General features: G+C 59.6%; 11 protein-coding genes and 1 pseudogene. 2 read left to right on the top strand and 10 right to left on the bottom strand.

The window, feature by feature from the left end; all coding sequences use genetic code 11:
• Positions 1-2 precede the first annotated feature (2 nt).
• Positions 3-1,061, top strand: a pseudogene (locus AC3ISI_RS01880) (methyl-accepting chemotaxis protein); the annotation flags it as partial.
• A complete protein-coding gene (locus AC3ISI_RS01875) occupies positions 1,047-1,919 on the top strand; it encodes a methyl-accepting chemotaxis protein (RefSeq protein WP_489337610.1) in 873 nt (290 codons plus the stop codon). The pseudogene AC3ISI_RS01880 and the gene AC3ISI_RS01875, both read left to right, overlap by 15 nt.
• 157 nt (positions 1,920-2,076) lie before the next feature.
• On the opposite strand, the gene AC3ISI_RS01870 is transcribed toward AC3ISI_RS01875, so the two are convergent.
• From AC3ISI_RS01870 to AC3ISI_RS01825, 10 genes are all read right to left on the bottom strand, one after another.
• Positions 2,077-2,811 (bottom strand): amino acid ABC transporter ATP-binding protein, encoded by a 735-nt coding sequence (locus AC3ISI_RS01870; protein ID WP_007899285.1) that lies wholly within the window; start codon positions 2,809-2,811, stop codon positions 2,077-2,079.
• Positions 2,804-3,763: an amino acid ABC transporter permease gene (locus tag AC3ISI_RS01865; protein ID WP_489335220.1), complete on the bottom strand. Its 960-nt coding sequence runs from the start codon at positions 3,761-3,763 to the stop codon at positions 2,804-2,806. Before AC3ISI_RS01865 ends, AC3ISI_RS01870 begins: the two co-directional genes overlap by 8 nt.
• Positions 3,764-3,842: 79 nt before the next feature.
• Complete coding sequence (locus tag AC3ISI_RS01860; RefSeq protein WP_310266586.1) at positions 3,843-4,640, bottom strand: transporter substrate-binding domain-containing protein; 798 nt, start codon at positions 4,638-4,640, stop codon at positions 3,843-3,845.
• Between the two features lie 192 nt (positions 4,641-4,832).
• Positions 4,833-7,403 carry a glucans biosynthesis glucosyltransferase MdoH gene (gene mdoH, locus AC3ISI_RS01855; RefSeq protein WP_489335219.1) on the bottom strand — a complete coding sequence of 857 codons (2,571 nt, stop codon included), beginning with the start codon at positions 7,401-7,403 and terminating at the stop codon, positions 4,833-4,835.
• Positions 7,396-9,210, bottom strand: a complete 1,815-nt coding sequence (locus tag AC3ISI_RS01850; RefSeq protein ID WP_489335218.1) for a glucan biosynthesis protein G — start codon at positions 9,208-9,210, stop codon at positions 7,396-7,398. The genes mdoH and AC3ISI_RS01850 overlap by 8 nt, the downstream gene beginning before the upstream one ends.
• Positions 9,211-9,531: 321 nt before the next feature.
• Positions 9,532-9,969 carry a D-aminoacyl-tRNA deacylase gene (gene dtd, locus AC3ISI_RS01845; protein ID WP_489335216.1) on the bottom strand — a complete coding sequence of 146 codons (438 nt, stop codon included), beginning with the start codon at positions 9,967-9,969 and terminating at the stop codon, positions 9,532-9,534.
• A complete protein-coding gene (pip, locus tag AC3ISI_RS01840) occupies positions 9,966-10,937 on the bottom strand; it encodes a prolyl aminopeptidase (protein ID WP_483840982.1) in 972 nt (323 codons plus the stop codon). The genes dtd and pip overlap by 4 nt, the downstream gene beginning before the upstream one ends.
• A 148-nt stretch (positions 10,938-11,085) precedes the next feature.
• Positions 11,086-11,886 (bottom strand): N-formylglutamate deformylase, encoded by an 801-nt coding sequence (gene hutG / locus AC3ISI_RS01835; protein WP_489335215.1) that lies wholly within the window; start codon positions 11,884-11,886, stop codon positions 11,086-11,088.
• Positions 11,887-11,896: 10 nt separating this feature from the next.
• On the bottom strand, positions 11,897-13,102 hold the full coding sequence (hutI, locus tag AC3ISI_RS01830; RefSeq protein ID WP_489335214.1) for an imidazolonepropionase: 1,206 nt from the start codon (positions 13,100-13,102) through the stop codon (positions 11,897-11,899).
• A 17-nt stretch (positions 13,103-13,119) separates the two neighbouring features.
• Complete coding sequence (locus AC3ISI_RS01825) at positions 13,120-14,526, bottom strand: amino acid permease (protein ID WP_489335213.1); 1,407 nt, start codon at positions 14,524-14,526, stop codon at positions 13,120-13,122.
• Between the last annotated feature and the right edge of the window lie 60 nt (positions 14,527-14,586).

Genomic DNA, 14,586 nt, shown 5'->3' with positions numbered 1-14,586 from the left:
GCATGTACCAATGGCTAGCCGAGAGTCTGGGAAACGTCAGCGTCAATCGCAAACTGGGGATCGGTTTCGGTCTGGTGCTGCTGCTTACCTTATTGATCACCTTCACCGGCTGGACCGGTCTGAGCGACGTGACCAGCCGCGGCGATAAGTTGGGCTTCATTTCCAGTATCAATGACCTGACCAGAGACCTGCGCATCGCTCGTCTGGATTACGAAAATCGTCATGGCGAACAAGGCCCTGACGCCGTCAACGAGATGCTGAGCAAGCTCGAAACCAGCCTGCAAGCCGCCCGTCAAATGATCGAGCAGCCTGCTGACGTGGCCATGATTGACCAGCAACTGTCCGCCGTCAGTCTGTACAAGCAAGCTTTCGTCACCCTGACCCAGGCCGGCGCCAACCGCGAAAACGCCCGCAGCAAACTGGGCGCCACGGCTGACAATGCCGTGGCCAAGGTTGCTGAAGTCGAAAAATCGATGCTGCAGGGCGACAGCGTTACGCAATTCAACAGCGTGATCGGACTGAGCAAACTGATCCAACAAGCGCGGTTCCAGGTTCGCGGTTACACCTACAGCGGCAAGCCAGAAGCCGAGCAACCCGCGCTGGACGCCATCGACAACGCCCTGAAACACCTGGAAAGCCTGCCGTCCAACTTGCCAGAACAACACACCGCCAACCTGCAACAGGCCGCCGATTCCCTAAAAGCCTACCGCACGGCTGTCAGCCAGTTCCGCGACTCTCAAGTTGCCAGCGCCGACGCGCTCAAACACATGGCCGCACAAGGCGAAATCCTGCTCGGCACCAGTAAAAAGCTCACGACCTCGCAAACCGTTGTCCGCGATACCGATGCGGCACACGCCAAGAACATGTTGTTGATGGCCACCGTCCTGGCCCTGGCCTTTGGCATGGTCGCTGCCTGGGCGATTACTCGACAGATCGTCATCCCACTGAACCAGACCCTAAAAGTGGCTGAACGCGTGGCAGCCGGCGACTTGACTCACAACCTGACCTCCAAGCGTCGCGACGAACTCGGCCAGCTCCAGCGCGCCATGCAGAGCATGACCTTGGGCCTGCGCGAGCTGATCGGCGGCATCAGCGACGGCGTCACGCAAATCGCCAGCGCCGCTGAAGAGCTATCGGCGGTCACAGAACAAACCAGCGCCGGGGTCAACAGTCAAAAGGTCGAAACCGACCAGGTGGCCACGGCCATGAACGAAATGACCGCGACCGTGCAAGAAGTCGCGCGCAATGCCGAAGAAGCCTCAGAAGCCGCTGTCGCCGCCGATCAGCAAGCCCGTGAAGGCGACAAAGTGGTCGGAGAAGCCATCGCCCAAATCGAGCGACTGGCCCTCGAAGTCGGCAACTCCACCGCCGCGATGGGCGATTTGAAACGCGAAAGCGACAAGATCGGCAGTGTGCTCGATGTGATCAAATCCGTCGCTCAACAAACCAACTTGCTGGCCCTCAACGCCGCCATCGAAGCCGCCCGCGCCGGTGAAGCAGGACGTGGTTTTGCTGTAGTTGCCGATGAAGTTCGCAGCCTGGCGCAACGCACCCAGAAGTCCACCGAAGAAATCGAAGAGTTGATTGTCGGTTTGCAAAACGGCACCCAACAAGTTGCCACGATTATGGACAACAGCCGCGTCCTGACCGAAAGCAGCGTCGAACTGACCCGCCGCGCCGGGGGCTCACTGGAAAGCATCACCCGCACCGTGTCGGCGATTCAGACAATGAACCAACAGATTGCCGCCGCAGCCGAGCAACAAACGGCGGTGGCCGAGGAGATCAATCGCAGCGTGCTGAATGTGCGTGATGTGTCCGAGCAGACCTCGGCAGCCAGTGAAGAGACCGCGGCGTCCAGCGTTGAGCTGGCGCGGTTGGGGACGCATCTGCAGATGCTGGTGGGCAGGTTCAAGGTTTGAGGTGATGCTTTTGCCTCGACTCACTCAGAACCGAGGTGATGCTATCGCGGGCAAGCCCGCTCCCACAGGGTTCAGCGGTGTTACGCAAATAGCATGAACAGCGCGGTTCATTGTGGGAGCGGGCTTGCCCGCGATGGCGGCCGAAAGGTCGCCGCTATTAGAGAACCTGCCGCAAAAACGCCTGCGCCCGCGGATCCTTCGGCGCATCAAAAAATTCCGCCGGCGAAGCATCTTCCAGCAATTTGCCGTGATCGAAAAACAGCACCCGATCCGCCACTTCCCGCGCAAAGCCCATTTCGTGGGTGACGCAAACCATGGTCATGCCTTCTACGGCCAGGGTTTTCATCACGTCCAGCACCTCACCCACCATTTCCGGGTCGAGGGCCGAAGTCGGCTCATCGAACAGCATGACCTTCGGCTCCATCGCCAACGCCCGGGCAATCGCCACGCGTTGTTGCTGACCACCGGACAAGCGCGACGGAAACTCGTTGGCCTTCTGTGCAATACCGACCTTTTCCAGCAATGCCAAGGCCTTGGCCTCGCGCTCTTTCTTGCCGCGCTTGCGCACGACTTTCTGCGCCAGGCAGAGGTTTTCCAACACGGTCATGTGCGGGAACAGGTTGAAATGCTGGAACACCATGCCGACTTCGCGGCGGTAGGCGTTGACGTCGGTTTTCGGGTCGGCCAGTTGCAGGCCGTCGATGCTCACCGAACCCGAGTCGAATTCTTCCAGGCCATTGAGGCAGCGCAGGAAGGTCGACTTGCCGGAACCGGAAGGCCCGATCACGACCAGCACTTCACCCTTGGCCACTTGCGTGGTGACGTTATCCACCGCACGAACCACTTGGCCACGGGTGTCGAAGACTTTTACCAGATCGCGGACTTCAATCACTTTGCGCGAGCCTCCGCTCAAGCCGGCTGGCGATTTTCGACAGCGGCAGGTTGATCAACAGGTACAACCCGGCCACGCAGAACAGGATTTCGAACGGCGAGAACGAGGTGGTGATGACTTCGCGGCCGCTTTTGAGCAGTTCGGTAATCGCGATCACCGAAACCAGCGAAGTGTCCTTGACCAGACTGATGAACTGCCCGGCCAAAGGCGGCAATACTCGCTTCAAAGCTTGCGGCATCACCACGTGGCGCATCGACTGGCCAGCGCTCAGCCCCAACGACCGCGCGGCCTCGTTCTGGCCCCGGGCGATGGACTGCACGCCGGAACGGATGATTTCCGCAACGTAGGCGCCGGTGAACAGTGACAACGCAGCGATCCCGGCGAACTCCCGCGACAGGTTCATCACGGTGCCGATGAAGAAGTAGAAAATGAAGATCTGCACCAGCAGCGGCGTGCCACGCACCAGCTCGACGTAAATCGTCGAAAGATCGCGCAGGGTCGGGTTGTTCGACAGCCGACACAGGCCGGTGACTAGGCCGATCAACAGACCGAGAACGCCGGACACCACGGACAACCACAAGGTGGTCCACAGGCCCCAAAGCAGTGGGCCGGCGGCCCAATGACGAGTCACGCCGATCACGTCGCCCTCGGCTACATCATCGCCTTGGGCGACTTGCAGGCTGTTGTCGTCGACGGTCACACGTTGCTCATCGCCCGCGTCGTTGCGCAGGGTGACTTCGGCCTTATCGTCCTTGCGCACCAGGTCGCTGACGGTCGAGATGTCAGCGGCGCGCAGAGATTCTTCGGCGTGGTAGGCGAAGTACTGCGGCACACGGTTCCAGCGCCATTCGTAGGACATCAGCGAGGTGGCGTAATACAACGCGCCGGCCAGGCCGATCAGCACCAGCACGGTTAATACGTGCCAGGGCCATTGGGATTTTTTTTGTTTCATTTGCTGTGAAGGTTCCGAATTCTGTGTCGCCGGGAAGGCCGTCATCGCGGCCTAACTGACCGAACGCCGCTTTTCAGCGTTACTCCATGTCCTTGAGCCAGGCGGTGTCTTTGAACCACTTGTCATGGATGCGATCGTAGGTGCCGTCTTCGTGGATCTGGTGCAGGAAGTTGTTGATGAAGTTGATGCTGTCGTAGTCACCTTTCTTCAGGCCGAAGGCCAGCGGTTCGTAGGTGAACGGCTTGTCGAGGAACACCAGTTTGCCGGCGCCGACCTTGTTCACGGCCACGACGTTATACGGCGCGTCATAGATGAAGGCGTCAGCCTTGCCGTTAACCACGTCAAGCACGGCCTCCTGCTCGTTGTCATAGCCGTGATACTTGGCTTTGGAGATCAGCTTCTTGGCGACCATCTCGCCGGTGGTGCCGAGCTTGGAGGTGATGCGGTAGTCGGCGGTGTTCAGGTCTTTATAGGACTTGATGGTGCCTTCCAGCTCCTTGCGGATCAGCAGCGTCTGGCCAACCACGATGAACGGTTCGCTGAAGTTCAGGCGCAGGTTGCGTTCCTGAGTCAGAGTCATGCCGCTGCCGATCATGTCGAACTTGTCGGTCATCAGGGCCGGGATGATGCCGTCATAGCCGGTAGAAACCAGTTCCAGCTTGACGCCCATGGCTTTGGACATGGCTTTGAGGATGTCAACTTCGAAACCGATGATCTCGCCGCGCTTGTTGGTCATTTCGAACGGCATGTAGGTCGGGTCCATGCCGACTTTCAGCGTGCCACGCTTGACCGCGTCATCGATGGCCCCGGCCTGCGCTGCGCTGACTGCAACCAGCGCCGTGACGCCGACCAGCAGCATCGAGAGATACTTCTTCATCATCATGTCCCCAAAACCATTGCGGTGTGAGGCGCGCAAAACGGCGGTTTCCCTCAGGAAACGCACCAATTCGGACCGAAATCGTCCGGGCGCACCAATTCGGGGACGGATCCTAACGTACTCGCCCGTTTGCACAAGGCTTTGCAAACGATCAGACGAAAAAAAGCCCCGCTCAATCAGCGGGGCTCTTTATCAGGCCAGTTGTGCTTGCGCACTCAGCGGCTTGAGCGGCAGCAGCGGCGCGTGAGGATCAGCTTTCACCGATTGACGCCAGGCTTGCAACCATTCGGGGTGACCTTCGCTCCAGATCTGCTCATGCAGACGACCCAATGCCACCGGGTCACTCAGCAGTTGCACACGCTCATTGTTGTTCAAGCCGTGAGGCCCGACTTTCAAGGCGTGACGAACCCGCTCTACCCGCAACCACTCGATCGGCTCGGCCTGACCGTGACGCGACGTCGCCAGAGAACACGCCAGGGCGTTCTGCTGCGGGTCGACCACCGACCGGATGAAGCCGTCGTTCAGTGCGTGATAACGGTTTTCATGGGTGTACTGGTCAGTGGCCAGCAATGCCTGTGGCGGATTGTATTCCTCAGGGATCAGGAACAGGCTCTCGTCACGGGATTTCAGGCCCAGACCGACACGACTGGAGATCACCGACACCGGGATCGACAGCATCAACGAACCGACGATCGGCACCAGCCACCACAGGAAGCTCGGGTTCAGCCAGATCACCAGCAAGGCCCAAAAAAAGCCCAGCAACGTCTGCGGACCGTGGCGCTTGACCGCTTCGCTCCATGGCGTGGAGTCATCGTCACGTTGTGGTGAGTTCCAGGTTGCGGCCCAGCCGAGGAACGCGGCGAGGACGAAACGGGTGTGGAAAATCATCCGCACCGGCGCCAGCAGCATGGAGAACAGCATCTCCAGCAGCATCGAGAGCGTTACCTTGAGCTTGCCGCCGAACTCTGTCGCGCCTTTGGCCCAGATCAGAATGATGCTCAACAGCTTCGGCAGGAACAGCAACACCACGGTCGTGGAAAACAGCGCGACAGCCTTGTCCGGATGCCATTGTGGCCACAGCGGATAGAGCTGACGCGGTTCCATGAAGTATTGCGGTTCCATCAGCGTGTTGACCGCCAACAGCGCTGTCGACAGCACGAGGAAGAAGAACCACAACGGCGCCGACAGATAAGACATCACGCCGGTCAGGAACACCGCCCGGTGAACCGGGTGCATGCCTTTGACCAGGAACAGACGGAAGTTCATCAAGTTACCGTGGCACCAGCGACGGTCACGCTTGAGTTCGTCCAGCAGGTTCGGCGGCAGTTCTTCGTAGCTGCCCGGCAAGTCATAAGCGATCCACACGCCCCAACCGGCACGACGCATCAGCGCGGCTTCAACGAAGTCGTGGGACAGAATCGCACCGGCGAAAGCACCTTTACCCGGCAACGGCGCCAAGGCGCAGTGCTCGATGAACGGCTTCATGCGGATGATCGCGTTGTGGCCCCAGTAGTGAGATTCACCCAACTGCCAGAAGTGCAGACCGGCGGTAAACAGCGGACCGTACACACGAGTCGCAAACTGCTGCATGCGCGCATAAAGAGTGTCCATGCCCGATGCACGCGGCGCGGTCTGAATGATCCCGGCGTCCGGCGTGGCTTCCATCAAACGCACCAGGCTGGTCAGGCATTCGCCGCTCATTACGGAGTCCGCGTCGAGCACGACCATGTACTTGTAATCTCCACCCCAACGACGGCAGAAGTCGTCGAGGTTACCGCTTTTACGTTTCACGCGACGGCGACGACGACGGTAGAAGATCTTGCCGAAGCCCTTGGCTTCGCGGCAAACATCCAGCCAGGCTTGCTGCTCGGCAACGCAGATGTCGGCGTCGTTACTGTCACTGAGAACGAAGAAGTCGAAGCGATCCAGGTCACCCGTGGCCGCAACTGACTCGAACGTCGCGCGCAAACCGGCAAACACCCGTGGCACGTCTTCGTTGCAGATCGGCATCACCAATGCGGTGCGTGCGTCCTTGGGAATCGGTTCATTACCGGCGCTTTTACCGGAGATGCGGTATTTATCGTGACCGGTGAGCAATTCGAGGAAGCCCATCAGCGCAGTCCAGAAACCGGCCGATACCCAGCAGAACAGAATCCCGAACAGGATCAGGATGCTGGTTTGCAGCGCATATGGCAGCACCTGCGTGGCGGTTTGCAGGAGCGGTTGATGCAGCACTTCGTTGAGGTCGACGAACGACCAGCCCTGATACGGCATGATGCCTTTCATGTACCAGCCGGCCACGATGGTCTGACCAAGCATCAGCACCAGCAGGATGTAGCGACGGATCGAGCCCACGGTGCGCCAGCGGGCAGCCGGTAATACGCGTTCATCTTTCGGCGGAGCCGGCGGATTGGTGCGACCGGTCAAACGACGCCAACCACGCACCAGAATGTTGGTGCGCCACGGCTCCGGCACGACTTTGGTCCGACGGATCGGCGGGGTCGCCTTGAGGCAAACCCGACCGCTGGCGTCGACCGCCAACATTTCCGCTTCTTCCAACTCTTGCGCCGTATTCAAGGTCAAACGACGGCCTACCGAGGCCTGGGCGGCATCAGTCGGTGCGTCGAACGTTGAAGACGACAGGCGCTGGTGCAATTCGCTAAAGGACTGGCAGCCCGCGAGTTCCGCGCGCTGCTGGTCGGTCATCGGTAGATGCGCCAGATACTCGGCAAGCGTCTCTGGCTGTACTTGAGAATTACTCATCGGCAGGCAACTGGTAGCTCCAGGTCTCGGTCAGGACTTCTTCAGTCGGCGCCGATTCCGGTGTGGCTGGGGCCGCGTCGGCAGCAACTGGCTGCTTGGCGTCTTTGTTGGCCTTGTCCTTGGCATCTGCAACCGGCTTGACATCGGCCTGCTTGGCCTCTGCTTGCTTGGCTTCCTTGTCGGTTTTTTCCTGTTGCTTGGCGGCGACCTTGTCGGCTTTGGCGACAGACGAATTCGACGCGGGAAGCGACGTCTTGGCCAGGTCGGCCGGCACGATGTTCTGCACCAGTGCCGCACGCATTTCGGTGGCTTTGCCCGGGTCCTTGATCTTCATGCGCAGCGTCAGGCGCCAGCCCTTGGTTTCAGGGTTGTAACGCACGCTGTTCTCGACCAGTTCGGCGTTGTCACCCACGCTGACCTGGCTGCGAACGTCCGCATCCGCCGGCAATGCCGCCAGGGACGGGCCTTCGAAATCCACCAGATAAGCAACGCTACCGTCCGGCTGACGAATCAGGTTGGACTGTTTAACGTCACCGGTTGAACGCAAGGTCTGTTTGACCCAGGCGCTGTCGGGGGCGTGAATCGTGTCTTCGTCCATGGTCCAGTGCAGGCGATAGGCAACATCGAGCGGCTGGCCCGGCTCTGGCAGTTTTTCCGGGTTCCAGAAAGCCACGATATTATCGTTGGTTTCGTCGGCGGTCGGAATCTCGACCAGATCCACGGTACCCTTGCCCCAGTCACCCTTCGGCTCGATCCAGGCGCTTGGGCGCTTGTCGTAGCGGTCATCGAGGTCTTCGTAGTGGCTGAAGTCACGGCCACGTTGCAGCAAGCCGAAGCCCCTCGGGTTTTCGACCGAGAAGTTGCTCACCGACAGGTGTTTCGGGTTGTTCAATGGTCGCCAGATCCATTCGCCGTTGCCGGCATGGATCGCCAGGCCGCTGGAATCGTGCAGTTCACGACGGTAGTTCAGCACCTTCGATGGCTGGTTGGCGCCGAACAGATACATGCTCGTCAATGGAGCGATACCCAGCTTGCCGACCTTGTCACGCAGGAACATCTGCGCCTTGACGTCAACAATGGTGTCGCTGCCCGGACGCAGGGTCAGGCGATAGGCACCGGTCGCACGCGGCGAATCCAGCAACGCAAAAATAACCAGATGTTTGTCGCCCGGCTTTGGCTGTTGAATCCAGAACTCGGTGAAACGCGGGAACTCTTCACCGGACGGTAACGCGGTATCAATTGCCATGCCACGAGCAGACAAACCATAGACGTGACCCTTGCCGACGACGCGGAAGTAGCTGGCGCCGAGCATGGTCATGATTTCGTCTTGCTTGTCAGCCTTGTTGATCGGGTACAGCACCCGGAAACCGGCATAACCCAGTTGCTCGGTGGCTTTAGGATCGAACTTCACGTCGCCGAAATCGAAACGAGTAGGGTCGTACTTGATCTCTTCGACGGAGTTAGCCGTGATTTCGTTGATTTTTACCGGTGTATCGAAATGCATGCCCTGGTGATAGAACGACAGCTTGAACGGAGTTTTCAGGTCCGCCCATTCGGCCTTTTCGGTCAGGAAACGAATTTTCTGATAGTCCGCGAATTTCATATCGCGGAACTCGTTCGGCAGGTTACTGCGCGGAGCTTCGAATTTTTGCGCGGCCAGCTCTTTTGCCTTGACCGACACATCCTCAAGATTGAATGCCCACAGCTGGCCGGCGCTGAACAGGCAGAGCAGTGCTGAGCCCGCTACCAGAGCGCTTCGGAACCGTTTGGCAGTCAATTTTGGTGCATTACAGGGACTAACAATCACGAGCAACCCTCGCCGAAAACAGATCAAAAAACCAACGGCCAGTTGAAGGATTTGCGCGGTCAACGGCATGAAAAAACCGACCTTACAAACCACTCTTGCCAAGTTGGCGAGCATTGTTCCGACTCCGATGGGGCTAAATGATTCCCCAAACGGTCCAGGACAAGTCTCTACCTAAGTCAAAATGGACCAACGAACGCCGATCCCCGTAGCGCGCGATTATCTAGCAGGCAGCGTTACAACGCATCATGCGCAACAAAGTATTTCTCGCGAAAAACGCCTGTTTGCAGTCGAAAAGCCCTTAAAAAGTTGTTTCAAGCGCTTTCAGGTCTGTAACAGGAAGGTGACCGGGCCATCATTGACCAGGTGCACCTGCATATCCGCGCCGAATCTACCTGATGCCACTGTGCCATGCACCTGTTTCGCTTTGCCTAATAGATAGTCGAAAAGCTCCTCACCCAAGGCCGGAGGGGCCGCGGTCGAAAAACTCGGACGCAGCCCGCTTTTAGTGTCAGCAGCCAGGGTGAACTGTGAGACCAGCAGCAACCCGCCACCGACATCCGCCAAGGACAGATTCATCTTGCCCTCGACGTCGCTGAATACCCGATAGTTAAGCAGCTTATTCAGAAGTTTGTCGGCGCTCGCCCGAGTATCCCCGGGCTCGACGGCGATCAGTACCAGCAATCCCTGGTCGACCGCTCCCACCACTTCCCCCGCAACCTCGACTCGCGCACCCCGTACGCGTTGCAACAGCCCCTTCATGCTTCTTCGGGCGGCAGGTCGAGCAAGCGGCGCGCCATCTGGCCGGCGGCCCGTACCAGCGCATCGGTGATGCCCGGTTCGGCGGCGGCATGGCCGGCGTCACGGATGATCTGCAATTCACTGTTCGGCCAGTTCTGGTGCAATTCCCAGGCGTTATCCAGCGGGCAAATCACATCGTAGCGCCCGTGGATAATCACACCGGGCAAATGGGCAATTTTGCCCATGTCACGGATGAGCTGGTTGGGCTCAAGGAAGGCATTGTTGGTGAAGTAGTGACATTCAATGCGCGCAATCGACAACGCGCGCTGAGGCTCCGAGAAGCGATCGACCACCAGCGGGTTCGGACGCAACGTCGCGGTCCGGCCTTCCCACGTGGACCAGGCCTTGGCCGCATGCATCTGGGCAATCTGGTCGTTGCCGATCAGGCGCTTGTGGAAAGCGCTGAGCAAGTCGCCCCGCTCGTCCAGCGGGATCGGTGCAATGTAGTCCTGCCAGTAATCGGGGAACAGACGGCTGGCGCCCGCCTGGTAGAACCATTCGATTTCCTGCGGACGACAAAGAAAGATCCCGCGCAGGATCAGGCCGTGGACACGCTCCGGATGGGTTTGCGCATAGGCCAGCGCCAGGGTCGAACCCCAGGAGCCGCCAAACAACACCCATTTGTCGATGCCCAGATGCTTGCGAATCCGCTCAAGGTCGGCGACCAGATCCCAGGTGGTGTTGTTTTCGAGGCTGGCGTGGGGGGTGGAGCGACCGCAACCACGCTGGTCAAAGGTGACAATGCGATACAGGTTTGGATCGAAATACCGACGGCTCTGGGCATCACACCCGGCGCCGGGGCCGCCGTGGATGAACACCACCGGCAAACCTTCCGGTGAACCGCTTTCGTCGACGTAGAGAGTATGGGTGTCATCGACGGCCAGATCGTGCCGGGCGTGGGGTTTGATCTGCGGGTACAAAGTCTGCATTGCGCGCTCCGTAAGGGGTCGAGGTCATCCCTGGGGGGACTTCTATTATTCTGCCGTCCGGCATCATAAACCCGAATTACGTCAATGAGCATGCCCGTTACGGCGCGCATGGTTGCTCGCTCCCACGCGAGGGCGTGGGAATGATCAGTCACCCGTAGTGTTTTTCACCCCAAGCCAGCAGCCCTTGCAGCAATTCCTTGAGCACCACTTGCGTCGGCGCAGCCAGATCCGGGCGATAGCGGAACGGCTCGAACTCTTCCATGTAGGTGCACTGTCCCAGTTCCAGTTGCACGGCATGAATATTTTCGGCCGGGTTGCCGTAATGCCGGGTGATGTGACCGCCCTTGAAGCGACCGTTCAGCACATGGCTGTAGTCCGGATGCCCGGCGCAGATCGCCTCCAGTTGCGAAGCCAACTGCGGATCACAACTGGCGCCATTGAAGGTGCCGAGGTTGAAGTCTGGCAGTTTGCCGTCGAACAGGTGCGGGATGATCGAGCGGATCGAGTGCGCGTCGAACAGCAACGCGTAGCCGAACTCGGCTTTCATTCGCGCCAGTTCGTTCTGCAAGGTGCTGTGGTACGGCGTCCAGATCTGCTCCAGATACGTCGCTCTTTCTACTTTCGAAGGCTCCAGCCCTTCACGGAACAATGGAATACCGTCGAACAGCGTCGCCGGATACAGACCGGTGGTGGCGCCTAGATACAAAGGCTTGTCGTCGGACGGCCGGTTCAGGTCAATCACGAACCGTGAATACTCGGCAGCCAAGGTGCTGGCACCCAGTTCGGCGGCAAAATCGTAAAGCTGCGGGATGTGCCAGTCGGTGTCCGGCAAGCTTCTCGCGTCCGGGATCAACCCGGCTTCAACTGCCGGAGTCAGGCGCACGCCAGCGTGGGGCATGCTGATCAGCAATGGCACGCGGCCTTGTTTGAAGTTCAGAACCTTTTCCACAACTGCTCTCCTAAACGCTTGTCTCGACGCCGTGACGCACGACGCGTTTTTCCAGGTCACCGCCCAGCCAGTACGACAAATCGGCGGGACGATCGATTTGCCAGGCGACGAAATCCGCGACCTTGCCGGCTTCCAGCGAACCGTGGGTGTCGGCCATGCCCAACGCAGTGGCGGCATGAATCGTTGCACCGGCCAAGGCTTCTTCCGGGGTCATGCGGAAACAGGTGCAGGCCATGTTCAGCATCAAGCGCAACGACAGTGCCGGCGAGGTGCCGGGGTTGAGGTCGCTGGCAATGGCGATTTTCACGCCGTGTTTGCGCAGGGCCTCCATCGGCGGCAACTGGGTTTCCCGCAAGAAGTAGAACGCCCCCGGCAGAAGCACTGCGACGGTTCCGGACTTGGCCATGGCGAGGGCGTCGTCCTCGGTCATGAACTCCAGGTGATCGGCCGACAAGGCGTGATAACGCGCCGCGAGGCTCGAACCGTGCAGCGATGACAGTTGCTCGGCGTGCAGCTTCACCGGCAACCCGAGTTCCTGTGCGGCGATGAACACACGCTCGACCTGTGCCGGCGAGAACGCCAGGTATTCGCAGAATGCATCCACCGCATCCACCAACCCTTCGGCGGCAAGGGCCGGGAGCATCTCGGCGCAAATGTGATCGATGTAATCGTCGGCGCGATCGGCGTATTCCGGCGGCAAGGCGTGGGCAGCCAGGCAGGTGCTGCGCACGCTCACCGGCAGTTCGGCGCCGAGACGGCGGATCACACGAAGGATTTTGCGTTCGCTGGCCAGGTCCAGGCCGTAGCCGGACTTCATCTCGACCGTGGTCACGCCGTCGCGCATCAGGCTTTTCAGACGTTTGGCGGCGCTGGCGAACAGTTCGTCTTCGGTCGCCGCGCGGGTGGCGCGCACGGTGCTGGCGATGCCGCCACCGGCTGCGGCAATTTCCGCGTAGCTGACACCTTGCAGACGCTGTTCGAATTCACCGCTGCGGTTACCGCCGAACACCGTGTGAGTGTGGCAGTCGATCAGGCCCGGTGTGACCCAGGCCCCGTTCAAGTCGTTGACCGCCGGGTACTCGCCAACCGGCAGGTCAGCACGCGGGCCGATCCACTCAATGAGCGCACCGGACGTCACAATGGCCGCGTCCTCGATGATCGAGTAGACGCCTTGTGCCATGGTTGCGACGTGACAGTGTTGCCAGAGAGTTTTCATCCCAGGCCTCCATTAGGTTATCGATGAGAAAAAGTAGGGTCCTGCGTTACCAGGGCTGCCTGGCCCGCCGCCGGTTTCACCCACGTCAGGTACGCCAGCACCAGCAACACGATCCAGACCACGCCGACAATCAGCGCTGCCTGGGTGTCCGGGAAATAGCCCAGCACGCCAAAGATGAACAGCATAAAGGCAATCGCCGCCGCCGGCGCATAGGGCCAGAGCGGTACCGGGAATTTCAGTTGTGCAACCTGCTCGGCGCTCATCGAGCGACGCATGGCCACCTGGGTGACCAGAATCATCATCCAGACCCACACGGTGGCAAAGGTCGCGATGGAAGCGATCAACAGGAACACGTTTTCCGGGATCAGGTAGTTCAGCAGCACGCCCAGCAGCAGCGCGGCACTCATCACCACGACCGTCATCCATGGCACGCCATTGCGCGACAAGCGAGCGAAGGCTTTCGGTGCATGTCCTTGCTGGGCCAGACCGAACATCATGCGGCCAGCGCCGAAGATGTCACTGTTGATCGCCGAAATCGCCGCCGTGATCACCACGATATTAAGGATGGTGGCCGCCGAGCTGATCCCCAGCTTGTCGAAAATCTGCACGAACGGGCTGCCCTGGCTGCCGATCTGCTGCCATGGAAAGATCGACATCAGCACCAGCATCGTCAGCACGTAAAACAGCAGAATCCGCAACGGTACAGCATTGATCGCCCGGGGCAGCACGTGCTGCGGGTCTTTGGCTTCACCTGCCGTTACGCCGATGATTTCAATACCGCCAAAGGCAAACATCACCACCGCGAACGAAGCAATCAGACCGCCCATGCCATTGGGCATGAAGCCGCCCTGGGTCCAGAGGTTGCTGATGTCGGTCGCTTGGCCGGGGGCCGAACTGATGCCGAACAGCATGATGCCGAAACCACCCAGGATCATCGCGACGATGGCCGCGACCTTGAGCAGCGACAGCCAGAACTCCATTTCACCGAAGACTTTGACGTTGCACAGGTTCAAGCCGCCGACGATGGAAACGACACCCAGCACCCAAATCCAGCGGGAAACTTCCGGGAACCAGAAGCCCATGTAAATACCAAATGCAGTGACGTCGGCCATGCCGACGATGACCATTTCGAATGCGTAGGTCCAACCGAGGATAAAGCCCGCCATCGGCCCCAGATAGGTGCTGGCGTACTGACCGAAAGAGCCGGCCACCGGGTTGTGCACCGCCATCTCACCGAGGGCGCGCATGACCATGAACACCGCTGCGCCACCGATCAGGTAGGCGAGCAATACCGCGGGCCCGGCCATTTGAATGGCCGAGGCAGAACCGTAAAACAGCCCGGTGCCGATCGCCGACCCCAGCGCCATGAAGCGAATATGTCGGGCAGAAAGCCCGCGTTTCAAACCTTTTGCTGGCTGTTGCATTTCTCGTCCTTTTTATTTTTATCGACGCAAAGTCGAATCGCCGGCAAGCCAGCTCCTACA

The sequence above is a fragment of the Pseudomonas sp. GL_139_B genome (assembly GCF_057834475.1).
The sequence above is the reverse complement of the archived record's forward strand: the minus strand, read 5'-3'. Positions and strand labels throughout refer to the sequence as shown.